This window comes from Cuspidothrix issatschenkoi CHARLIE-1 (genome assembly GCF_002934005.1).
Classification (GTDB): domain Bacteria; phylum Cyanobacteriota; class Cyanobacteriia; order Cyanobacteriales; family Nostocaceae; genus Cuspidothrix; species Cuspidothrix issatschenkoi.
The window spans coordinates 35,886-60,335 of record NZ_PGEM01000076.1 but is presented as its reverse complement, the minus strand read 5'-3'; the positions used below and the strand labels follow the sequence as shown (position 1 = coordinate 60,335).

Genomic DNA, 24,450 nt, shown 5'->3' with positions numbered 1-24,450 from the left:
AAAAACTTTTTGGTTTACTGTAAAGCCATCACAGGTAAAATCACCGTCTTACTCAAAGCCGATGTTAATAAACTAGAAACAGAATTAAGAATCCGTTAATTCACTACCCAAACAGATGAAACTCACACACAAATAAATTTAAGCACTCGTTCCTCCCTGTCCTCTGCGTCCTCTGTGGTTTATTTGTCCATAAATCCTACTATAAAGTTTGCCACGTACCAGAAAAAATACTTTCAGCCGCTAAAGAAATCCGCATTAAATCCTCATTTAGCAGAGGTGGCCAGTCCACACCTGCTTTTCTTCCTGCTGCAAAAAACTTTTGCCCCTTCACAGCTAACTGATATAAAGCAAAAACTAGTTCTCTATCTAAGGTAGGTGCAGCTTTTAAAGCCTCAAACAACATCTTTAAAGCCAACAGGATAGAAGTAACTTGACCAGGAACAGGAGGTTTACCCTGTTGTAACCGATTGAACAGAGTATCAGGATTATCTGCGCTGGTTGTTTGGTCTATGAGTAGTTTCCGTGCTATTTCGTAGTTCATGCTTCTAGCTAGGTTTATATATGGTGTAAAAGTTACACTTTACCAATATATTAGAAGTATCTAGCCCAGGAAGGTTGCCATTTCTCCCCAGAATAGTTTATTATCCTGATTTTGCGATTTAATTAGGGAAAAAACTCAGCATACAGCAGATTGCAAGTCAATAAGGTACAAACTAAAAATCCCAAATCAAAAAGTAAAAGTGTTTTACCTCCTGCCCTCTGCTATATTGTCAATTCCCTATGTCTTTCACCTATGATTATTACCTTAATAGTAGCTTGGATAGTTTTTATCATTCTCTGGAAATTAATTAAAACCACCATTAAAACCGCCTTTACTTGTGGGGCAATTATCATTTTATTATACTTTGGTTTCGGTATTACTCCCCAAGATATTTGGCATCAATTTACCCAAATTTTATCCCAAACACCAACGAGGAAGTAGATAGGGTTAGGTGACAATTTTCGATTTTGGACTTACGCAAAATGGAAGTAAAGTAGGAGTAATTCATGAATTACCTCTAGGATAGAATCCTACAGCGTACACACAAGTGATCAAATTTAACCAAGCCCTCACCCCCAATTCTGGAGAAGAATTTACTTCAAAGTCCCCCAAACTTCGGGGATTTAGGGAGTGTACACCGTAGACGATAGAATCAGGTTTCACGTTAAATACTCTTTTTATTATGAATTTTCGTGATGAGTTTAAATTATTACTTCGCGCCCGTTACCCCCTAATTTATATTCCCACCTATGAAGAGGAACGGGTAGAAGCGGCCATTCGGGAAGAGGCGACGAATCAAGGTAGTCGTCCTGTGTATACTTGGGATTTTGTGGAAGGTTATCAGGGAAATCCCAATGATGCGGGATTTGGTAAACGTAACCCCCTACAAGCTTTAGAATTTATCGAAAAATTACCGCCTACTGCACCAGCAGTATTGATTTTGCGTGATTATCATCGGTTTTTAGATGATGTGGCCATTTCTCGCAAACTCCGGAATTTAGCCCGACTGCTGAAGTCCCAACCAAAAAATATTGTCTTATTATCGCCCCGCGTCGCCATTCCTGATGACTTAATGGAAGTGCTGACAGTGGTTGAGTTTCCCTTACCCAACGCCCCGGAAATCAAAACCGAAGTCGAACGGTTACTACAAGCCACCGGCAACCCACCAGGTGGTAAATTTTTGGATGATTTGGTGCGTTCTTGTCAAGGGTTATCCTTAGAAAGAATCCGCCGGGTATTAGCGCGGGCGATCGCAACTCATGGACAATTACAACCAGAAGATGTAGATTTAGTATTGGCCGAAAAGCGGCAAACTATCCGCCAAACCCAAATCCTCGACTTTTATCCCGCCACTGAAGAAATTACTGATATTGGTGGTTTAGATAATTTAAAAGATTGGTTAATTCGGCGCGGTGGTTCGTTTAGTGAAAAAGCCCGACAATATGGTTTACCCTATCCTCGTGGCTTAATGTTAGTGGGAATTCAAGGAACTGGTAAATCCTTAACCGCCAAAGCGATCGCCCACCATTGGCATTTACCCCTATTACGCTTAGACGTAGGGCGCTTATTTGGTGGTTTAGTCGGTGAATCAGAATCCCGCACCCGACAAATGATTCAAGTAGCAGAAGCCCTCGCTCCCTGTATACTTTGGATTGATGAAATTGATAAAGCTTTTTCTGGTTTGGGTAGCAAAGGAGATGCCGGCACAACTAGCCGGGTATTTGGCACTTTTATCACCTGGTTAGCCGAAAAAATTTCCCCTGTATTTGTCGTTGCAACCGCCAACGATATTCAAGCCTTACCACCAGAAATGTTAAGAAAAGGGCGATTTGATGAAATTTTCTTTGTCGGTTTACCCAGCCAAGAAGAAAGAAAAGCTATTTTTAATGTCCATTTATCCCGATTACGTCCCCATAATTTGAACAGCTATGACATTGACAGGTTAGCCTACGAAACTCCTGATTTTTCCGGCGCGGAAATTGAGCAAACTTTAACTGAAGCCATGCACATCGGCTTTAGTCAAAACCGCGACTTCACAACTGATGATATTTTAGAAGCCGCTAGTCAAATTATCCCCTTAGCGCGAACCGCCGTCGAGCAAATTCAAAAACTCCAAGAATGGGCAGCAGCCGGCAGAGCGCGTCTAGCATCTAAATATACACCTTTAAGTGAACGCATTCAACGTCAGGAAAAAAATTAAAACTTAAAACTTAAAACTTAAAAAGAACCCTGTTCTATTGCCTCTTGCCTCTGGTTACTGAGCGACTTGTACTGAGCTGGCGATGCCCTGAACTAGTCGAAGGGTCGAAGTAAGTCGAAGTATTCCCTGTTCCCTGTTCCCTGCTATATGTTGACAAACTTACTTAAATTTATACTTGGTTTTGTTTTAGCTCTTGCGGTTTTATTAGGTACTAGTTTGACAGTTGCCCTCTATTTTGTCAATCGTACCGCCGTATCTCCATCCAAACCGATCTTTGCCAATGATAATCCTTCCAGCCAACCCAAAAAGCCTAAAACCAGTCCTAAACCTCAATCTAAAAAATCAGCTACACCAACCCCAAAACCAACCCCAAAACCTACAGAAACTCCCACGCCAACACCTAAACCAACACCACCAAATGCTTACACAGGAAATATAACTTGGGCAGAAGGGCTAAGTATGCGATCCGAACCGAATACAAACTCTCCCACCATCGGTGGTGTTGGAGGTAATAAAAAAGTAATTGTTTTAGAAGAAAGTGATGATAAAAAATGGCAAAAAATTCGCATTGCTGATACAGATCAAGAAGGTTGGGTAAAAGCAGGAAATATTCAGCGTTCCGAACAATAAAATTCTTGTGGGGTGGGCATCTTGCCCGCAAGATGTGTACCTCATACCTTGGCAAACTGCTGTAAATTGATCACAGAAGTCAGGGATCTGGGTACAAACGGAAAACCCAAACGCCAACAGCAATACTATTTCACATCCTGCATCCTGCCTTCTCCTGTATTACACAAAACCACGTTTAATTTGTTCATTTTCAATAGCTTCAAATAAAGCCCGAAAATTACCCTCTCCGAAACCTGGAGCAAGAGAACGACGTTCAATAAACTCAAAGAAAAAAGTTGGCTCATTGAAAATTGGCTGGGTGAAAATTTGCAATAATAACTGTCCTAAAGGTGCATTTTCATGCCAATCTATGAGAATTTGTTGATCAGTAATAGCTTGTAATTCTCGTGATGAAAGAGGGAATTGATCACGCTGTTCTAATTGATAATAATAGTTTTCAGGCACAGATAGAAAATATAAACCAGCAGACCGAAAGCGACTGATAGTATCAACAATATGCCCCGTGTGTAAAGCAATATGTTGAATCCCCGCCCCTCGATTTACCTCTAGAAATTCTTGAATCTGCGAATTAGGTGAAGCTGGTTCATTAATAGGGAATTGCACATTCCCATCAGTAGAAATCATTACCTGACTATGCAACCCAGAACGGTCAGTTTTAATATTGAAAGTTTGCTGAGGTTGAAAATCAAATATGTTTTCATACCAATTAATAGCATTTTCTAACTCACCCATACCCACATTTAAAACCAGATGATCAATAGCAGTAATGGGAGCATGAAAGATATTTTCAACCTCTACTATTTTTGTCTTTTCTCTGGTAATTAATGTATGGTGCAAACTACCCCAAGCGGCAAGTTTTGCATACTTGTAAGATCCAACATCTTCAAGCGGATGCAGAACTGTTGCGCCATAGCTGATAGCCTTTGCCGTCAATGCTTCCACATCTTCAACAGCAAAAGCTATGTCAGCCACACCAGGAGGATGTTGACGCAAAAATTCCGCCACAGGGCTAGTCGGTAAAATGGCAGAAGAAAGTAAAAAGTAAACAGAACCACTTTTCACCACTTCTGTACAAGTATGCAAAGATTTGTGATGATGAAAAAGACTCCCCAAAATGCCATCATTTACAGCTTGGAAACCTAGACAATATACAAACCAATCTCGCCACTTGCGGGCATCTTCAACATAGAAATGAACGTGATCAATTCGCAGCATAATTTTTTCAAAATCCAGGATTAATGATCACAATTTATTTGTTACATACTAGAAAAATAAGTGACTATCCGGTTGAATATTAATTTCCATGGGTATGGCTTGGGGTTCGGCCGATAAAGCATAGAAAATCGCATTGGCGGCTGTTTCACAACTGAGCATTTTATTCCGATCTACTTTTAAATTTACATTGTCCCAAAAAGGCGAATCTATTCCCCCAAAATAAAAAAGCGTCATTTTCACACCAAACCGTTTTAGTTCTTCTGCCATACATTTACTAAAGCCAACAACACCAAACTTAGAAGCAGAATAAGCCGCAGCCATAGGCATAGAATGTTTACCCAGAATACCCACCACATTACAAATATGGCCAGATTTACGTTTTTGCATTTCTTTAGCTGCTGCTTGAGTCGTGTAAAAACAGCCCTTTAAATTCAGATCCAGCATTTTTTCTAAATCTGCTGGTTCAATATTGTTGTAGGCTTTGAGAATACCTGCTCCGGCGGCATTTACTAAGACATCAATCTGTCCAAACTGGGCTATTGTCCTTTGAATTAATGCTTCCACCTGTTGGGGTTGAGTTATATCTGTGGGAACTATCAGCACATTTGCCCTCAATTCATTTGCTAATGCAGCCAAATTTTCCCCATTCCTAGCAGCGAGTACCAACCGCGCCCCAGTAGGTGCTAATTGACGAGTTAAAGTTGCACCAATACCACCAGTAGCACCAACAATGACAATCACTTTATCTTGTAGCATCACAATATTTACATTTCTTTACAGACTATATTTATCATACCGTTAATCTCAGTGTTGTGGGTGTAATACATCTTTGAGCTTGCTGGAGTCATCTATAAAGGGGCAATTCAGCAAGTGGAATTGATTTCCCCGGGTTACTCGTTGATATCAAAGTAACCAGCGTTAAACAACCGCAGTCATCTTGTCCTTTCAAATCTGCGCGGCAGAAAATTTCCGGGTTGGGATATTCCCTCATTATATTTGTTTACGAAAAAGTAGATAACAGTACAAATCGGACTGCAACATTGAGTATTTTGAATACCATTTTTGTGAGTTCTGAAAGAACAGCATATTTTCAAATGATTCGCGGAATACTAACTTCACATTAGCAATTGATTTCTACTCTTCTTTGATTTTTTAGGACGAAAAACGCCCAATAAAAACTAGTATTTTGAATAGCTTAGACCTATCTATTTTATCAAAGCAGTTATCCACCTATTCTTAAAATCACACAAATCATAGTTCCGAACTTTTCATACTCACTTCCCATCTATTACCTACCTGCTGAATTTGCAAAGATTTACAAGAACGAATGAATTTTACAAAACTACCCCCAATATGTAATTCTTTAATTTGTTCAGTTATTGATTTATGATATTGCTGATAAAATTTACTGCCTAAAATGCTAATATCCACAGATTTATGATTATCTGTACTATTTGCCTCAAGCAAAATATTCCTAATTACTTTCTCTAAATCTGCGGCTGAGTTAATACTAGATAATTGTGGAGTTGTTGCTAATTGTGAATCATTCTCGACAGATTCTGACTTTTCTAGATGGTGTTCAAACAGTGTCACATATAATTCTGATTTTTCATCAATTTGATGAACTACAAAATCAGATGGATAGTTCATAAATACATCTTTAGCTTTTTGACCAGGGAAGTGATGAGCAATAATTTGGCTAATAGTTAATTGATATTTATTTTTAAATTGTTTAGATAGTAGAGAAAGTCTAATCCAATAATTGGCAGTTTGTTTCTGCTGTAGTTTAATTAAACTCTTAACCTGCATAATAAACTGCTCTATAGTTGGTATCTCTGGTAAAGGTTTGAGTGAATAATTAATAGTTGCACTGGTAGCAGTATTAAATATTTTCATATTCTCCCCTTGCTGAGTGACATGATAGACCAATATGCCATTTTGCTGTAAGGTATTGCATAAATTAGTCATTACTTTATCTGATGAACAAACAAAAACTTCTTGCACATGAGGATAACGTTCATGAATAGAAGAACCGACTGCAATCATTTTGCCATCAGCATTATCCCTACCCGCAGGAACATGAATTAAATCATAACCACGTTCATGTAATTCTATATCTAACTTACCGCGATTTGACCAATTAGCAAAAGCTATTTTCACTTGTAGGGGATAAGTACAAGTTGTAGTTAAAAACTTTTCTGTATGGGAATTAAGTTGTAAGTTTTCTGCATCTAAAAGTAAAACGGCCATGGCCGAAGATTGACGTAGAGGAGAATGGCTGGTATTTAATTGCTGATTTTCAGGATTTAACTGGTCAATAGAGGCAATTAAATCTAATATTATTTTTGAATCAAAAGCCCCAGCAACAAGAATTGCTTTGAGAGATAATTGCAGTTTTTGTAATAGTTCATCCCATGTTTGAGTTTGACTAAGTATGGTGATAAACTTGGTAATTAAAGCCGATTTATTTGCGGCTATTTGCCAATTAATAGTTCTATATTTTGCAATCAATAACTCTGGTTGCTGTTGTTGAATAGCAATAATTGATTGATAAATAGAGATAGAAATTTTTTGTAATAGGACAGAATCATGATAGGACATAGCTTACATCGTACCGTAGAGCATCCTGGACATGAAGTATAAAGTCTGAAAATATACTTTCTGATGACTTAGGCTTCAAGTAACTTCTATAACTTTAACTGTTACCTTACCCTGTGCCAACTGAATCACTAAATTTTCTCCTATGGTTAATTCTGCCCCAGAACGAGGAATAGTTCCATTCTCTGTTCTCACTACGGCATAACCACGCTGGAGAACGGCTTGGGGGTCAATACTAGCCAATTTTTGCCGTAACATTTCTAAATGTTGGCTGGCTTGTTGCAATTGTGTCGTTGTTACTTGTAGTAATTGCCGATGTTGCCAAGATAACTTTTCTCTTTCCTGTTTTACTTGTCTATCTAACCGTAATTGCCGCAGGCGGTTTTTTAATCCTTGTATCTGTTTTTCCCTTGCTGTTAATAATGAATTGACAGCTATAAATAAGGCTGTAATTCTCTGGTGGTGATGAATTTGTAAATCAGCAAGGGAGGGAACTACTGTTTCGGCGGCGGCTGTCGGTGTATGAACACATACATCTGCAACTAAATCAGTTAAGGATTCATCCCGTTGATGTCCAATACCAGTAATGACGGGGATAGAACAATTAGCAACAGCCATCACGACTCTTTCATCATTAAAACACGCTAGTTCCTCAACTGCTCCACCTCCTCTAGATAAAATTAATACTTCGGCGCGACCATCTTTAATCACTCTTTCAATGGCTTTAACTATGGATGTAGGTGCTTGTTCACCTTGGACTGTGGCAGGGGAAAAGAGGATGTGTAAGCCCGGATATCTTTGTTTGAGGGTTTTTTGAATATCACCCCAAGCGGCGGCCGTAGGGGAAGTAACTACAGCGATGGTTTGGGGATGTGGGGGCAGCGATCGCTTTCTAGCTGTATCAAATAGTCCTTCAGCCTCTAAGCGTTTCTTCAGTTGTTGATAGCGTAAAGCTTGTAAACCTACACCCGCTGGTAAAACTTGCCAAACAGTTAATTGATATTCGCCTCTTTGGGGATAAACACGGATGCTACCTAAAATAATTAACTGTTCACCGGCCACAGGCATTTGTGCTAATTTTGCTAGTTGACTATTCCAGGCGACGCATTTAATAGAGGCTGTACCATCAGTATCTTTTAACGTAAAAAATAACCCACTGCGGTGATGACTAGCACTGGAAACTTCTCCTGTTACCCACACTTGTCTGAGGATTTGATCTTGTTCTAATAGCAAGCGCAGATAGTCAGTTAAACCAGCGACGGAAAGGGTATGATCAGGAAGGTCAAAATTCATGGGATTTTAGATTCACCCAATGGATAAATCTAGAGGTAAGTTGTTATACTGAAATTAAAATCAAATCCCATACAAATGTCAATCAAAATTAATCCTAATACCATTTCTTTGTGAAGTTGCATATAATTTACCCCCCGGCTTCGCTGGATTCCAATTATGTGCATATTTATAGAAGATTAGTATATAGAACTTACGCAAAATATCTCTGAAACCCTCCTTCCTTCCTTTCCTCCGTTTATTCGTGGTTCATTATTTCGTGATTTGTGCGTAAGTCCTCATAATAAAAGACTTTCAACCCCGTTCCCTGCGATGCACTGAGCTTGTCGAAGTGTTCCCCGTTCCCTCTATTTCTGAAAACAAAACCCTAATTTCTAATTGTTTTTTAAGAATTGACAACTTTTAAGTGTTGCAATCTGATAAAATTTGTAAGGTTTCTTTGAGCTAGGAGCAATGGGATCGACTGGTGTAAGGATCGCAATTGACGCAATGGGGGGAGATCATGCACCCTCGGAAATCGTCCTCGGCGCACTGCGGGCGAAGGAAGAGTTGGGTGTGAAAATACTATTGGTTGGTGATCCCCAACAAATTGAGGCTGTGATACCGCCAAAAACGAATATGGCAAATTTAGAGATTGTTCCTGCCCAGGAAGCGATCACTATGGATGAAGAGCCTCTCAATGCAGTTAGACGTAAACGGCAAGCTTCCATCAACGTAGCGATGGATTTAGTCAAAAATAAACAAGCAGATGCCGTGTTTTCTGCTGGACATTCTGGTGCAGCAATGGCATCAGCCTTGTTACGCTTGGGAAGATTACCAGGAATTGATCGCCCAGCAATTGGTACAGTATTTCCGACCATCAAAGCTGGAAAACCCGTGATGATCCTCGATGTCGGTGCTAATGTAGACTGTCGCCCTAAATTTTTAGAACAGTTTGCAGTCATGGGTTCAATTTACAGTCAGTATGTTTTGGGGACAGAACAACCCAAAATAGGTTTATTGAATATTGGCGAAGAAGACACTAAAGGTAACGAATTAGCTCTCCGCGCCCACCAATTATTACGGGAAAATACTCAAATTAATTTTACTGGTAATGCTGAAGGGCGTGATGTATTATCTGGTGAATTTGATGTGATTGTATGCGATGGCTTTGTCGGTAATATTTTATTAAAATTTGCTGAAGCAGTTGGAGGCGTAATCCTACAAATTCTCCGAGAAGAATTACCCCAAGGGTTACATGGTCAAATTGGTACAGCCATTTTAAAACCCAACCTCAAGCGCGTTAAACAGCGCATGGATCATGCTGAACATGGTGGTGCTTTGCTATTAGGCGTTAGCGGTATTTGTTTTATTGGTCATGGCAGTTCCCAAGCACCATCTATTTTTAGTGCCATTCGCATGGCTAAAGAATCTGTAGATAATCAGGTGTTAGAAAGACTCCAATCCCAATATCAAATTCTACAAAAAGAAAGCAGTTAGCTATTACTTCTCCTATAGTGAAGATACTATGCTAACAGCCATTTGTCACTTGTCATCCAATTTTAGATTTCGGATTTTAGATGAATAAATACAATTTTTTATCAATCTAAAATCTAAAATTGGGATTGTCATTGGTACTCGTTATTAATGCTTACAAACAAGACAACTGACAATTAATAACTGACAATTGACAATTGAGGATATTAAGAGTGCAAAATTTTTTTCACAGTGGCCTAGCAATTACAGGTAGTGGTTCAGCAGTCCCAACCACCTGTTTAGATAATCAAGATTTAACCCTATTGGTAGATACATCCAATGAATGGATCACCAGCAGAACCGGGATTAAACAACGGCGGTTAGCATTACCCCCTGACTCCCTCACATCATTAGCTACTGCTGCTAGTCAACAGGCCATTGCATCCGCTGGTATTACCGCAGCAGATATAGACTTAATTTTGCTGGCCACCTCTACCCCTGATGATCTATTTGGAACAGCTTGCCGAGTTCAAGGGGAATTAGGCGCGACCAAAGCCGTCGCCTTTGACTTAACCGCCGCCTGTTCTGGCTTTGTCTTTGGTTTAGTCACAGCCGCACAATACATCAGGACTGGTGTTTACAAAACTGTACTCTTAATTGGTGCTGATATCCTCTCTCGTTGGGTAGATTGGCAAGATAGACGTAGTTGTGTATTGTTCGGTGATGGGGCTGGAGCAGTCGTATTACAGGCAAATACAAGCGATCGCCTACTAGGATTTGCCCTTAAAAGCGACGGTTCTCAAAACGAACATCTCAACGTAGCCTATCAGCCCTCAGCCAAAGAACTCACCCCAGAAATTGCCGTATCTCAAGGCAAATATCACCCCATCACCATGAACGGCAAAGAAGTCTATCGCTTTGCTGTGCAAAAAGTCCCAGAAATTATAGATAAAGCCCTATTTGCAGCTAACATTAAAGTTGAAAATATAGATTGGCTTGTATTACATCAAGCAAATCAACGTATTATTAACGCCGTTGCTGAACGCTTAAATATTCCTGGAAATAAAGTCATCAGCAACGTTGCCCACTATGGTAACACCTCCGCCGCATCTATCCCCCTGGCCTTAGATGAAGCAGTGCGAGCCGGGAAAATTCAACCCAATGATATCATTGCCACATCTGGCTTTGGTGCTGGACTCTCCTGGGGTGCAGCCATTTTTCAATGGGGAAGATAGGCAATTAAAAAATTAAAAATCAGACAACTAACAACTAACAACTGACAACTGACAACTGACAACTGACAAACAATGACTAAAACTGCTTGGGTGTTTCCCGGACAAGGTTCTCAAGCCCTGGGGATGGGCATAGACTTATTAAATCTACCATCTGCCAAGGAAAAATTTATTCAAGCTGAGGCAATTTTGGGCTGGTCTGTGATAGATATCTGCCAAACTGATATTGATACCTTATCACGGACACTTTATACCCAGCCTAGCTTATATGTGATCGAAAGTATTATTGCCGATATTTTGCGCGAAAGAGGACAACAACCGGATCTAGTTGCAGGTCACAGTCTAGGGGAATATATAGCTTTGTATGTCGCTGGTGTGTTTGAATGGTCTGCTGGACTCCACCTAGTCAAACGCCGCGCCGAACTCATGGATAGCGCTGCTGGTGGGATGATGGCAGCTTTAATGAACTTTAACCGACAAAAATTAGAAACCGTCATTAGTGCCACACCTGATGTAGTTTTAGCCAATGATAATAGTCCCGCCCAAGTCGTAATTTCTGGAACTCCTGATGCTGTACAAGCTGTAATTTCTCAAGTCAAAGCCAGGCGGGCTATCCCTTTAAAGATTTCAGGCGCGTTCCATTCTCATTTAATGAAAGCAGCAGCAACAGAATTTCAAGAAGTTCTCGACTCAGTTGTTTTTCAGTCCGCAGTTGTTCCAGTTTTGTCTAATGTTGACCCAGTTCCCGCAATAGCAGCAGACACTTTAAAACAGCGTCTTTCCCAACAAATGACAGGTTCAGTTCGTTGGCGAGAAATTTCATTACAACTAGCAGAAAATAGTGTGGAAAAAGTTGTGGAAATAGGTCCTGGTAATGTATTAACTGGTTTAATAAAACGGACTTCTCCTAACTTGATTTTGGAAAATATCCGTAATGCTGGGGAATTACCAAATTAGCATTTTCAACTATAACAATTCTGTTTGATTTGTGAACATGGACAGAGTTAGATCCCCGACTTCTCTAAGAAGTCGGGGATCTTGTCATTTTCAACAAATAGAAGAATGGAAGCAAGAAGGAAAAGAAGAAGGACAACTTTATTTGATAACTTCTCTTCTGGAAGTAGTTTGGATGCTGAGTTATCTGGTTTGGTAGAAAAGATTGCTAATATTGCCATTTCTGAACGCAGTCAGTTACTTCTTTCCTTGGGTAATTTATCCCGTGAGGAGTTGTTACAAAGATTGCAGAATGAGGAAGTTTAGGGTACATTTTTTAATGTGTTTTTTTATATAGGGTTTGCTGAACAAAGCGAAAAGCCAGATAAATCAAGAGTTTAAGGGTCAGAAAAAAGGAACAAAGTGGAAGGAAAAGGGGTAAAATAGGTAAAAATCCTTGCATCAAGGTGCATCAAAATGTATCGCAAACAAAAACAACAAGACACACTACCGGAAGAGTTTGAACTACCCTTTGGGGGGAAACTGGCAGCAGATAACCGTTGGGTAATCCTGGCGAAAATAATACCTTGGACAGAATTTGAAGCAGAATACGCAGCAATATTTACAGCAAGTATAGGCGCACCAGCCAAAACATTTAGAATGGCATTGGGAGCATTAATAATTAAAGAAAAATTAGGAACAAGTGATAGAGAAACAATAGAACAGATTAGAGAAAACCCTTATCTGCAATACTTTATAGGAATGTCAGCCTATAGTAATCAAGCACCATTTGACTCATCAATGCTAGTTCATTTTCGAGAAAGAATAGATATGAACCTAGTCAACAGGTTGAATCAGAAGATAGTTAAAAATGTATTAGAAAATCAAGAAGAGGAAGAAGTAAAAGCAAAAAAGTCAAAGGACGAGGATTTAAAAAGTGAGGTGACAAATCGAGGTAAATTAATATTAGATGCCAGTTGTGCGCCAGCAGACATCAGTTATCCTAGAGATTTAGAATTATTAAATCAGTCCAGAGAGCACACAGAAACAATTATAGATATATTATATAACTCTGTAAAAGTAAAAAATAGCAATAAACCCAAAACCTACAGAAAAATAGCCAGAAAAGATTATTTAGTAGTAGCCAGAAAAAAGAAAGTCAAATCCACTGAAAGAAGACAAGCTATCAAGAAGCAACTGCAATATATCAAAAGAAACCTAGGGCACATTCAACAACTAATGAATGGGGGTGCATCACTCTTAGAATTGAGCAACAGACAATACAAAATGTTGCTAGTAGTGGCAGAAGTTTATCGTCAACAACTATGGTTATATGAACATGAAGAACGGAGTATAGAAGACAGAATTGTCAGTTTAAGTCAACCACATATTCGTCCAATAGTTCGTGGTAAAGCCGCTAAAAACACGGAATTTGGGGCAAAGTTTTCAGCTAGTTGCTTCGATGGCTATGTATTTTTAGACCATATTAGTTGGGATAATTTTAATGAATCAGGGGACTTAAAATCACAGGTTGAAGCTTACAGAAATTACACCGGATATTATCCTGAATCTGTTCATGCGATGCACTGAGCGCAGTCGAAGTGTAGATAAAATTTATCGCCACAGGGAGAATCGAGCTTGGTGTCAGGAAAGAGGGATTAGAATCAGTGGTCCACCACTGGGTAGACCACCTAAAATTGTCAGCAAAGAAACAAAGAAACAAGCTATTGATGATGAACGAATTCGTAACTCTATTGAGGGGAAATTTGGACAAGGTAAACGAAGATTTAGCCTGGGTAGAGTTATGGCTAAATTGCCTCATACTTCTTTAACTTCTATTGCCCTAACTTTTTTGGTTATGAATCTTTCTACTCTGTTATCACGGCTTTTGTCGGGGTTTTTATGTCCATTTTTCAAAATTATGTCTTTTTTCCCTGGCTTCATTAGTGAAATTTATTATTTAGTAAAGTTTAGACAACAAAAACTTATCTTTATTTCTGCCTGACTACCCACTCAATTCTCCTCAAGGTTTTTTTCGACTTTTTCAGCAAACCCTAAGTAGTTACAATAAGTTAAACTGTAGGTTACGTTAGCGATAGTGTAACGCATCTTAATTATCTTCAACATTAAAAATTATCAGAGTGACTCGTAAATCATTAACTAAAAAACAACGCGCTTTAGAAATTCTTTCTCGTTTGCACAATCTTTATCCAGATGCAACTTGCTCTTTAAATTATGCAACTCCTGTACAATTATTAGTAGCCACCATTCTTTCTGCCCAATGCACAGATGAAAGAGTTAATAAAGTCACACCAGAATTATTTGGGCGATTTCCTGATGCGGAAAGTTTAGCAAATGCGGATATTTTAGAATTAGAAGAATTAGTCCGTTCTACAGGTTTTTATCGCAATAAAGCCAAAAATATCAAAGCTGCTTGTCAGATGATTGTCAGTGATTTTAACTCAGTTGTTCCTAACAAAATGGAAGAACTGTTAAAACTTCCAGGAGTAGCGCGAAAAACTGGAAATGTGGTTTTAGCCCATGCTTATGGTATTAATGCAGGTGTAACTGTAGATACTCACGTCAAGCGGTTAAGTCAAAGATTAGGGTTAACAAAAAATACTGAACCAATTGGAATTGAAAAAGATTTAATGCAATTATTACCCCAACCAGAATGGGAAAATTGGTCAATTAGATTAATATATCATGGTCGTGCTGTGTGTAAAGCCCGTTCTCCTGGTTGTGATGTTTGTGAGTTGGTTGATGTGTGTGATATGAAGATGGATAATGGGCGGTAGAATATTTGCTAAGATTCCCATTTTCATCTATGATTATGTAGAAATATTACAGCAGTTTGTGAAGGTATGATGTACGCATTTTGCGGGCAAGACTTGTACTGAGCTTGTCCTTCGCGTAGCTTGGCGTTAGCCATAGTATACCCGCACCACAAAAGTTTGATTATTCCAGGTTGTTGATCTTTATTTCCGCCGATTAACTAAAGTCGCGCTGGCTTGGTCAACTGGCATTAATACAACCTCATTAATATTAACATGACTAGCTCTAGTGGCACAGAAAAATATCACATCAGCCACATCATCAGGAGTTAGAGGTTTAACACCTTCATACACCTTTTTAGCGCGTTCCGTATCACCATGAAAACGCACTTCACTAAATTCTGTTTCTACCATCCCAGGATCAACCGAAGTCACCCGCACAGGAGTTCCTAATAAATCTTGTTTTAAGCCTTCGGAAATGGCTCTCACAGCCGCCTTTGTGCCACAATAAACGTTACCACCAGGATAGGTTTGATGTCCAGCAATAGAACCAATATTAATGACATGACCAGAATTTCTGGACACCATTCCCGGTACAACATAACGGGTGAGGTAAAGCAAACCTTTGATATTAGTATCAATCATTTCTTCCCAGTCTTGAAAGTCGCCTTGATACAATTTATCTAAGCCGCGACTTAAACCAGCATTATTAATGAGAATATCAATATTACACCAAGGGGAAGGTAAGTTATTAATAGCAGATTCTACTGCCAAGCGATCGCATACATCAAGTGGCAATAAATGAATTTTATCAGATGGAATATCTAAAGAATTAGCTACTTCCTGTAGCCTTTCCCAGCGTCGTGCCGCTAAAATTAGTTTTGCACCAGCATCAGCAAAAATTTTGGCACAAGCAGCACCAATACCGCTACTTGCACCAGTAATAAAAACAATTTGGTTTTGCATGGATAGGTAATTGGTAATGTTTTGATTCCTATTTTCTGCCAACAGTCAACAGTCAACTGTCAACTGTCAACTATTCCCTATTTTTTCACTACTTGTAACCGTTGAGTAATAATTGTCATATCTTCACCCCTGCGAATGACAGCAGAAACCCATTGAGTACCAGGATTAGAGGGTGCGCGTCCTATTTTAAAGAGTCCTCCAGCACTGAGAAACTCTAAATTTGCTATTGTTGGGTTAAGGAGTTTATTAACTTGAATAGGTTCTTCCATTGCTGCACCCAGCAAAAAGTCATCACCTAATGGTTCTTGAACAATGGCATCAAAGCTATATTTTTCACCAACTTTTACCTGTTGTGGTAGTTTTATCTCTACTTGGGGTGGTTTACTACCAGAGGTGAGTTGAGTCCGTTCTGATAAAATATCTTGATGAACAATTTTTGATCCTGTGATCCGTTGTCGTGATTTAATAGTAGATTGAAGAATTAAATTATTGTTATTCGGTGCAGCTAACCCGTTAATACTGGTCACTGTTTCCGCAATGATTGTATTACCTTCAGATTTCCAAGACTCTAGGCGGGTTGTATAACGCAATTTAGGATATCTTTTCCACAGTCTTGTTAAAGCTTGTTCCATGACTTTGCGGTTTAAACCATCACCATGAGTAAATGTGGGGCTGTAAAATTCCATTACCCCGTTGACATTGCCTTGGTTAGCAGCGTTGTTAATCTGTGTTAAAAGGTTGGTGAGTGTAGCGGGGGCATTCTGTGGTTCACCTGCTTGGGCAAATTGTCCCATACCAGAAAAACCAATTGCCAGTAAACTAGAGAGCAAGAAAACACCAAGCGGTAATGTTGTGTTACGTTTCATTAATAAAGGGATAGTTTTAGTCATTAATAAGATTTTACTGATTTGATGATAGAAAATAAGGAATTTGTTTTATCTTAATGAAGCTGGGAGATAAATGGTATAGCAGGGAATGATAAATGCACCAGGTAAATTACTTATAGCAGCTAGTGGGACAGGTGGACACCTGTTTCCAGCGATCGCATTAGCTGAAAAACTGCCAGAATTTGAGATTGAATGGCTAGGTGTGCCAAATAGGTTAGAAAATCAGCTAGTTCCAGAGACATATCCCTTAAATACTGTTGCTGTTGAAGGTTTTCAGCAAGGTTTAAGTCTTGGTTCTCTACGTATTTTGTTTAACTTGCTGGGTGGGATTCTGGAAGTAAGACGGATTTTAAAGCAGGGAAATTTCCAAGGAGTTTTCACCACAGGGGGGTATATTGCCGGACCTGCGGTAATTGCAGCGCGTTCTTTGGGTTTACCTGTAGTTTTTCATGAATCTAATGCTTTACCTGGTAAAGTTACCCGTTTTTTTGGTCCTTGGTGTGATGTCGTTGCTATAGGTTTTGATGTAGCTAGTAAATCCTTACCCAAGAGTAAAACTGTATGTGTGGGTACTCCTGTACGTTCTCAGTTCTTGGAACAAGGAGAGAATAATAGTTTAGACTTACCTATCCCCGATAATGTTCCCCTAATTCTAGTTTTTGGTGGCAGTCAGGGCGCTGTAGCTGTAAATAAGTTAGTACGACAATGTGCAGATACTTGGTTTAAGGCTGGTGCTTATATAGTGCATTTAACAGGTGATAATGATCCTGATATTAAAACTCTTCAGCATCCTCAATATATTGCTTTACCTTTTTATAATAATATGTCGGCTTTGTTACGAAGGGCGAATTTAGCTATTAGTCGTTCCGGTGCGGGTAGCCTGACAGAATTAGCAATTTGTGGTACACCAGCCATTTTAATTCCCTATCCCTTTGCGGCGGAAGATCATCAATCCTATAATGCAGAAGTGTTTACTAAAGCTGGTGCAGCTTTATCCTTTAAACAATCAGATTTAACACCAGAAATATTTACCTCTCAGGTTTTGAATTTGTTGCAGTCTCCAGGGAAATTGGCGAAAATGGCAGAGGCTTCTCAAGCGATCGCTGTTCCTGATAGTGCGGATAAATTAGCAATCTTGGTAAGAGAAGTGATGAAACATTAGTTTTCTATAGCAGGTGACAGGTGACAGAGTTGAAAAGATTTTGGGGTTCTCATTTAACTGCATACCGCTATTAAAAATGCCAGCAAAAGCTTATGAAATGAGCTTTTTTAATTTTTAATTCCGCTTAGATATCAGGAGATAATATGACTAAACAAAAAATTCTCCAAGAAGGACAATCTTACACTTTTCGCTCCTATTTTGAATTACCCTACGACATAGAAGAAATTCTAGCGGAGTTAGGTTATTCATTTATCAAACAAGCTATTAGTCTACCCAAGACTGCTAACCCATTACAAAACATTGCAGAACTTAAAAATAAAATCACATCGTTCTTACCATTGGTCAGCTTAAATAATGAAACAGCTAGACGAGAAACTTTAGTTTCACCTCTGCTTTTAGAAGTTATTACTTATTGTCAATGTCAGATGAAAATAGAATATCCAATTAATGTCAATAATTGGTTAAAAGGAAATCTAGATTACTTATTACGTTCTCATCAAAGTTTATTAGTAATTGAAGCTAAAAATGATGATTTAACAAGAGGATTTACTCAACTTGCAGTAGAGTTAATTGCTTTATCGGAAATTGAAGAAAATAAATCTGTGTTTTATGGTTCTGTAACTACTGGAGAAATTTGGAGATTTGGTAAATTAGATCGTCAACAACAACAAATTACCCAAGATATGACCCTTTTAAGAATCCCTGATGATATTGAAGAAATAGGTCATATATTAGTTGGTATTTTAGAAATGCAAGAGTGAACAACAAGTTTACTAAGTTGTTGCACCGTTAAATTCTGTAACCACAATTTATATTAACTTTGTGGTATAATACCGTTTATGGATGAAGATATGCTTTATTTTTCGTTGTAGAGACTTTCCGCCGGAACGTCTCTACAGAATTTATTTGGCACATCCTCACATAGAATTATACAAACTAAAAATAGTCATTGCCAAATTATGAGCATTTGGTGATATGGCGCGGTAGGATAGATAATATCTCTCAGACTTGCAACAATCATTTACAATTATTACAAAGATAAGTAAAGCTCTCATAGATTTACCAGCCGTAGCCACGGTGTAATGATGCCCATATTTATGTTGAACTAGAAAATGGCTAATTTTTGTACCAACAGGTTGTTTTTACACTATTATAAACGGGTACAAAAGGCATTTTCCAGGATGAGAAATAATCTGTTGCAAGATACTGATACTTGCTGTCATCAGTTTCTAATATTCCCAATGTGACTAATTTGCTCTTATGGACAATAATCACAACAGTTTTACTCAGCTAAACAAGGAGAATCAGGGTTTGGTAATGGAAAGGTTGAAACAGGACTTAAAAAATGACCTGATTGCTGGTTTATTGGTCATCATTCCCCTAGCAACTACCATCTGGTTAACAATTACCATAGCCACCTGGGTGATTAATTTTCTCACCCAAATACCCAAACAACTCAATCCCTTTGATGGCTTAAACCCAATTCTGGTAAATATACTTAATTTATTAGTCGGATTAGCAGTACCACTATTAAGTATTCTGATTATTGGCTTAATGGCCAGAAATATTGCAGGACGGTGGTTATTAGATGTAGGCGAACGCTTACTACAGGCTATCCCTCTCGCAGGTCAGGTATATAAAACTCTCAAACAACTATTAGTAACTCTCCTCAAAGATTCTAATGGCAAATTTCGCCGTGTCGTCTTAGTAGAATATCCGCGTCCGGGAATTTGGGCGATCGGTTTTGCTACAGGAGCAATTGCTACCGAAATCCAAAATCAACTCTCCCGTCCTGTCATTAGTTTATTTATCCCCACCACTCCCAACCCGACCACAGGTTGGTATGCAGTAGTACCAGAGGCAGAGGTAATTAGCCTAGAAATGTCTGTAGAAGATGCTTTCAAAATTATTATCTCTGGTGGGATAGTCGCCCCCAATGTTCAGTCTCCCCAACTAAATGCCGCAATAGCAGAATCAGACTTAGAAATAAAACACCGGGTAATGGAGATAATAGATCCGGAACTGGATACTAACCTAGCAAAGTGATCAAAAAATAGATAAGCTTATTGTTTAACTGTGCCATAACTCACATATTTTTATCTTTTCCAACTGTATGCAACGTCGTAAACCCCAACAAATAGCCCGTGAATTGGCACTGTTAAGCCTTAGCCAATTGCCCATCAACCCTAAAAAACTAGATACCCTATCAGATGAACAATTAGTTTCTAAGTTAGTTTTAGGCGCGGTTCGTAGCCTCACCTTAGAAGTACAGGATACATTGAACAATGCCGCAGGAGAACTACAACGCAGTAATGAACGAGTATTAACTAGCGAAACTAGAGCCTCTGACTTGAATACAGCTAGAACTATGCTAAAAGAGGCTATTTCCTACACCCAAACGGCTATTAATCAACTAGGTGCATCCGTTGACTTTCCTGAATTGATTCAATTAGCTAATCAAGATAAGGAAGTACGTAACTATGCTAAAGCTATTATTATTACCGTCAGCGAAAATCGCCAGGCAATTGAAGAATTTATTTCTCAGGCATTAGTAGATTGGCAAGTTACCCGTTTAGCCCAAATTGATCGAGATATCTTGCAAATATCCGTTGCCGAAATGAAATTCATGCAAGTTCCCCCAAGTATCGCTATTAATGAAGCCGTAGAGTTAGCTAAACGCTACAGTGGAGAAGATGGACACCGATTTATTAATGGTGTTTTGCGTCGTGTTAGTGAAAACAAAAAGTAATTGAAAGTATGGGGTCATTGGTAGCTGCTAATGGGAAAATTATTCCTTTGGGTGGGGAAACCCCGCCCCTGCTGACCGGAATTTTAGATTTTAGATTTTAGATTAAAAATTTAATATAGGTTCGGAGTCCTTGAGGATGGAAAAAAAAGTAATCCTAAATCCTAAATTTCCGAGCTTCTACACTTTAGGGTGTAGTCGATCCAAAATCCAAAATCGTAAATCCAAAATTGAGTGACTTCTAATTAAATTTTTATCTGAATCAACTGCAATGACTTTTAATTGGTTTCGTCGTCCAAATAGTGAATCTGCCGAAGTTCCTACTCCTGCAACTCAGGAAGAAACACCCGCACCAGAAGCAACCCCATCAGAAACAACAACACCGGACACGGCGGACTTGTTGGCATTTGCCAAGGCTGCTTATAAGAATATTCAAGAAAAACAGGTGGAAACAGAAACACCCGTAGCGGTGGAGGAAGAAACACCAACAACAACAGAAGAAGTGACTGCACCAGTGACAGAAATTACTGAAGATATTGTCACTCCCACGGAATCGGAACCGGAACAAATAGAAACCCCTGCCCTATCCTTCCTAGAACGGGCGGCGGCGGAAAGAGAAGCCAAGCAGGAGAAATTAATTGCTAGTGCCATAGAAACCCCTGCACCGGAAACAGCGATCGCTATTACAGAACCAGAACCCACGCCAGAAGTAGAAGTTATAGAACTGGAATTTGATGATGGTTTTGTGTGGTCTGCGGAGGTTTTAGCCGCCCAAGGTAGAAAAGCCGAAGATATTTCCATTGAAGAAATAACTTGGTTGAAAAAACTGCGTCAAGGTTTAGATAAAACCCGGCGAAATATCCTCAACCAAATAAAATCAATTGTTGGTCAAGGGCCTCTTAATCAAAATGCTGTCAATGAAATTGAAGCCTTACTATTACAAGCAGATGTAGGTGTAGAGGCAACCGACTATATTATTAATGCCCTACAGAAAAAACTTTTAGCAGAAGTTACCCCACCAGAACAAGCGATCGCCTATCTCAAACAAATTCTGAGGGATATACTAGATGCACCCCTAGCCCACAAACCACCATCTAGTTTTGCCCCCACAAAAGACACCCTCACTATATGGTTAATGACTGGCGTAAATGGCGCGGGAAAAACTACAACCATCGGTAAACTTTCTCACCTCGCCCAAAAATCCGGTTATAACTGTTTAATTGGTGCTGCTGATACCTTCCGTGCGGCAGCAGTGGAACAGGTGAAAGTATGGGGACAAAGGAGCGGTGTAGAAGTTATCGCCAATCCAGGTAAAAACACAGATCCAGCCGCCGTAGTCTTTGATGCCATTACAGCCGCCGAGGCCAGACAAACCGAACTACTGTTAATAGATACTGCTGGCCGACTGCAAAATAAGAAAAACCTAATGGACGAACTGAGTAAAATTCGGCGCATCATCGCCAAAAAAGCCCCCAACGCCCATGTTGAATCTCTGTTAGTGCTAGATGCTACCTTGGGACAAAATGGACTGCGCCAAGCAGAAGTATTTTCCCAAGCCGCTCAACTTAGCGGCGTTGTCTTAACCAAGTTAGACGGAACAGCCAAAGGAGGCGTAGCCCTGGCTGTTGTCCAGCAGTTAGGCTTACCCATCCGTTTTATTGGTGCGGGAGAAGGAATTGAAGATTTGCGTCCCTTCTCTAGTTATGAATTTGTAGAGGCATTATTAAGCGGTTAAATTATTCTTGATCATTGGTTTGACGGTTGACGGTTAACCGTTGACTGTCACCTGCTTCTTCACTTGTCAAAAAATCAAGAATTTTTTCATGAAAGAAATCTATCTAAGGAAACATTTCGAGAATTTGTGGTATATAGGTTAAATGTTTGCAGTCAATCTTTGGACATTTTCTATGAAAACCATAATCACAACCATGTTTTGAAGGATATCCTAGCCAGTGAGAAGTGATCCATCAGTTTACTAAAAATCTATCGAGTTTTTGGGTAAACGATGACCTAATATCTATTCTTGCAGCTACAGAGTCAAATTGGATAGCTGTAGACAAGATGATTAGGACATAGAAGCTGAAATTTAGATTTCTTAATGTCACCTGTTAACTATCACCTTGAATGTTTACCTTTTATTTCTCAAGATATATGAAGGACTCAGGGAGTTATGAAAAAATTAGAGGCTGCTAATTAATCATAAAAAATACTGATTGTCAAGGAACTATTTTTAACAAAAACTTAGCAAATTCATGATGATTGGGAATTAACTTAAAAAATGTCCTCAGCATCAGCTAATACTTAAAAATCACCTGTAACGGTTTTTCTACTCTTGCTAAAATCGTAAATCTCGTTCAATATGATTTAACAATTTATCAATTAAGAGTATTTATAAAGAATCACAAATTTGGTATTCTCAACTGCAATATTAACCTGTGTCCCAATATCCTTCCCATCCTACTGATAGTAATAGCAGTGCCGCAACAGATGTCACTCCTGTGGTGGCACTGAAAGAACTTGTGGCCAGGCTGCATCGAGAACAAAATAAAATTCAAGACTTACTGAGTTCTTTAGGGTTTGCCCTGAGAAGCTTTAATAACTTAAATCAATTTTTGGAACTAATTCCTCTCATGGCTACCAGAGTAACAGATGCAGAAGGTAGCGCACTTTTTCTTTATAAACCTAACGGACAAGTTAGATTAGAACAACTACATTGGCAAGATAGTCAGCAAAGAAAAAATATTAGAAAAGCTCTAGAAACTGCTAGTAGTCAAATTACACTTTTACCTAATTCTGTATCTCCAGCTATCTCTACAGGAATTTTAGATGAACAAATGCACCGTTATTTAGGTGCAGATGTGCAGGTTTTTGGTACAGCAATTTTAGTTAAACATACAGAACGGGGTTGGCTGTATGTTTTAAGTCGTGATCCTGAATATAGTTGGACAGAAACTAGACAAAAATTAGTCCGGTTAGTGGCAGATCAAACAGCAGTAGCTATTGACAATGATGAATTAGCTGTGGAATTGAGGAAAAAAGAACGGTTAGATCAAGAGTTAGAAATTGGTGCGGAAATTCAACGCCGACTTTTACCCCGTCAATGTCCTAATATTCCCGGTTTGGCTTTAGCAGCGCGTTGTAAACCAGCTAATCGTGTGGGTGGTGATTACTATGATTTTATTCCCACCCATCAAAACCAGTTAAAAGCCAAATCACAGGAAGGGAAAGAAAATGGTAGGTGGGGTTTGGTAATTGGGGATGTGATGGGTAAAGGTGTTCCCGCAGGTTTAATTATGACGATGTTGCGGGGAATGTTGCGAGGTGAAGTTTTGCATGGTAACTCCCCGGCAGGAATTTTACAAAATTTGAATCGGGTTATGTATGCGGATTTAGAAAATTCCCATCGCTTTGTAACGATGTTTTATTCTGAATATGATCCGAAAACACAGATTTTATCCTATAGTAATGCAGCCCATAATCCGCCTTTGTGGTGGCACGCAGCGACAAAAAGCGTCACTCGTTTAGATACATTGGGAATGTTAATTGGTTTAGATGCTAATAGTGAATATGAAGATGCTCAAGTTAAATTAGAATCTGGGGATAAGGTCATTTATTATACTGATGGTTTGACGGATGCGGTGGCGGCGGGGGGCGATCGCTTTGATGAAGATAATTTTGTTACTTCTTTCCGCACAGCTTGTAAATATTGCAATACTCCTCAAGAAATTGTGGAATATCTATTTGATCAAGTTGAACAATTTATTGGTTTTGATCGGCAAAATACCGATGATATGACATTAGTTGTGTTACAGATTGTATGA

Annotated in this window: 21 protein-coding genes and 2 pseudogenes; 16 read left to right on the top strand and 7 right to left on the bottom strand. The window is 39.1% G+C overall.

The genetic code is table 11. The annotated features are described in order from the left end of the window. Positions 1-199 precede the first annotated feature (199 nt). Positions 200-541 (bottom strand): Dethiobiotin synthetase, encoded by a 342-nt coding sequence (locus tag CUN59_RS11245; RefSeq protein ID WP_104387919.1) that lies wholly within the window; start codon positions 539-541, stop codon positions 200-202. 252 nt (positions 542-793) lie between these two features. Between CUN59_RS11245 and CUN59_RS11240 the strand changes: the two genes are divergently transcribed. From CUN59_RS11240 to CUN59_RS11230, 3 genes are all read left to right on the top strand, one after another. After that, a complete protein-coding gene (locus CUN59_RS11240) occupies positions 794-982 on the top strand; it encodes a hypothetical protein (RefSeq protein ID WP_104387922.1) in 189 nt (62 codons plus the stop codon). Positions 983-1,223: 241 nt separating this feature from the next. After that, positions 1,224-2,741, top strand: a complete 1,518-nt coding sequence (locus tag CUN59_RS11235; protein WP_104387918.1) for a Ycf46 family AAA ATPase — start codon at positions 1,224-1,226, stop codon at positions 2,739-2,741. A gap of 216 nt (positions 2,742-2,957) precedes the next feature. Continuing rightward, positions 2,958-3,371, top strand: a complete 414-nt coding sequence (locus CUN59_RS11230; RefSeq protein WP_306460510.1) for an SH3 domain-containing protein — start codon at positions 2,958-2,960, stop codon at positions 3,369-3,371. 159 nt (positions 3,372-3,530) lie between these two features. Here CUN59_RS11230 and hppD read toward each other — a convergent pair whose 3' ends face one another. Together hppD and CUN59_RS11220 are read right to left on the bottom strand one after the other, a co-directional pair. Then, positions 3,531-4,586 carry a 4-hydroxyphenylpyruvate dioxygenase gene (gene hppD / locus CUN59_RS11225; RefSeq protein ID WP_207765414.1) on the bottom strand — a complete coding sequence of 352 codons (1,056 nt, stop codon included), beginning with the start codon at positions 4,584-4,586 and terminating at the stop codon, positions 3,531-3,533. A 48-nt stretch (positions 4,587-4,634) separates the two neighbouring features. Then, positions 4,635-5,342: an SDR family oxidoreductase gene (locus CUN59_RS11220; RefSeq protein WP_104387916.1), complete on the bottom strand. Its 708-nt coding sequence runs from the start codon at positions 5,340-5,342 to the stop codon at positions 4,635-4,637. 101 nt (positions 5,343-5,443) lie between these two features. Here CUN59_RS11220 and CUN59_RS22005 point away from each other — a divergent pair. After that, positions 5,444-5,695 (top strand): annotated as a pseudogene (locus CUN59_RS22005) (restriction endonuclease); the annotation flags it as partial. A gap of 142 nt (positions 5,696-5,837) precedes the next feature. Here CUN59_RS22005 and CUN59_RS11210 read toward each other — a convergent pair. Beyond that, positions 5,838-7,187, bottom strand: a complete 1,350-nt coding sequence (locus CUN59_RS11210) for an NYN domain-containing protein (RefSeq protein WP_104387915.1) — start codon at positions 7,185-7,187, stop codon at positions 5,838-5,840. 75 nt (positions 7,188-7,262) lie between these two features. After that, positions 7,263-8,477 carry an exodeoxyribonuclease VII large subunit gene (xseA, locus tag CUN59_RS11205; protein ID WP_104387914.1) on the bottom strand — a complete coding sequence of 405 codons (1,215 nt, stop codon included), beginning with the start codon at positions 8,475-8,477 and terminating at the stop codon, positions 7,263-7,265. Positions 8,478-8,927: 450 nt separating this feature from the next. Here xseA and plsX point away from each other — a divergent pair, with 450 nt between their 5' ends. The 6 genes and pseudogenes from plsX (at position 8,928) to nth (ending at position 14,892) form a co-directional block, all read left to right on the top strand. Further along, the gene (gene plsX / locus CUN59_RS11200) at positions 8,928-9,953 is read left to right on the top strand and encodes a phosphate acyltransferase PlsX (protein ID WP_104387913.1); all 1,026 of its coding nucleotides are present in this window, start codon (positions 8,928-8,930) and stop codon (positions 9,951-9,953) included. A gap of 209 nt (positions 9,954-10,162) precedes the next feature. Beyond that, the gene (locus CUN59_RS11195) at positions 10,163-11,164 is read left to right on the top strand and encodes a beta-ketoacyl-ACP synthase III (protein WP_104387912.1); all 1,002 of its coding nucleotides are present in this window, start codon (positions 10,163-10,165) and stop codon (positions 11,162-11,164) included. Between the two features lie 72 nt (positions 11,165-11,236). Next, on the top strand, positions 11,237-12,118 hold the full coding sequence (gene fabD, locus CUN59_RS11190; RefSeq protein WP_104387911.1) for an ACP S-malonyltransferase: 882 nt from the start codon (positions 11,237-11,239) through the stop codon (positions 12,116-12,118). A 105-nt stretch (positions 12,119-12,223) separates the two neighbouring features. Next, on the top strand, positions 12,224-12,421 hold the full coding sequence (locus tag CUN59_RS11185) for a hypothetical protein (protein ID WP_243406922.1): 198 nt from the start codon (positions 12,224-12,226) through the stop codon (positions 12,419-12,421). 150 nt (positions 12,422-12,571) lie between these two features. Beyond that, positions 12,572-14,099 (top strand): annotated as a pseudogene (locus CUN59_RS11180) (IS5 family transposase). A 136-nt stretch (positions 14,100-14,235) separates the two neighbouring features. After that, a complete protein-coding gene (nth, locus tag CUN59_RS11175) occupies positions 14,236-14,892 on the top strand; it encodes an endonuclease III (RefSeq protein WP_207765413.1) in 657 nt (218 codons plus the stop codon). A 180-nt stretch (positions 14,893-15,072) separates the two neighbouring features. Here nth and CUN59_RS11170 read toward each other — a convergent pair whose 3' ends face one another. Next, positions 15,073-15,834, bottom strand: a complete 762-nt coding sequence (locus CUN59_RS11170; RefSeq protein WP_104387909.1) for an SDR family oxidoreductase — start codon at positions 15,832-15,834, stop codon at positions 15,073-15,075. Between the two features lie 77 nt (positions 15,835-15,911). Continuing rightward, the gene (locus CUN59_RS11165; RefSeq protein ID WP_104387908.1) at positions 15,912-16,724 is read right to left on the bottom strand and encodes a DUF8623 domain-containing protein; all 813 of its coding nucleotides are present in this window, start codon (positions 16,722-16,724) and stop codon (positions 15,912-15,914) included. Positions 16,725-16,809: 85 nt separating this feature from the next. Between CUN59_RS11165 and murG the strand changes: the two genes are divergently transcribed. The 6 genes from murG (at position 16,810) to CUN59_RS11135 (ending at position 24,450) form a co-directional block, all read left to right on the top strand. After that, positions 16,810-17,883, top strand: a complete 1,074-nt coding sequence (murG, locus tag CUN59_RS11160) for an undecaprenyldiphospho-muramoylpentapeptide beta-N-acetylglucosaminyltransferase (RefSeq protein ID WP_104387907.1) — start codon at positions 16,810-16,812, stop codon at positions 17,881-17,883. 143 nt (positions 17,884-18,026) lie between these two features. Further along, the gene (locus tag CUN59_RS11155) at positions 18,027-18,644 is read left to right on the top strand and encodes a hypothetical protein (RefSeq protein ID WP_104387906.1); all 618 of its coding nucleotides are present in this window, start codon (positions 18,027-18,029) and stop codon (positions 18,642-18,644) included. A gap of 499 nt (positions 18,645-19,143) precedes the next feature. Further along, positions 19,144-19,929, top strand: coding sequence for a DUF502 domain-containing protein (locus CUN59_RS11150; protein ID WP_104387905.1), 786 nt, complete (start codon positions 19,144-19,146; stop codon positions 19,927-19,929). Positions 19,930-19,996: 67 nt separating this feature from the next. Next, entirely contained in the window at positions 19,997-20,632 is a 636-nt protein-coding gene (gene nusB / locus CUN59_RS11145; RefSeq protein WP_104387904.1) for a transcription antitermination factor NusB, read from the top strand. Positions 20,633-20,900: 268 nt separating this feature from the next. Continuing rightward, positions 20,901-22,364, top strand: a complete 1,464-nt coding sequence (ftsY, locus tag CUN59_RS11140; protein ID WP_104387903.1) for a signal recognition particle-docking protein FtsY — start codon at positions 20,901-20,903, stop codon at positions 22,362-22,364. 700 nt (positions 22,365-23,064) lie between these two features. Beyond that, positions 23,065-24,450: a PP2C family protein-serine/threonine phosphatase gene (locus CUN59_RS11135; RefSeq protein WP_104387902.1), complete on the top strand. Its 1,386-nt coding sequence runs from the start codon at positions 23,065-23,067 to the stop codon at positions 24,448-24,450.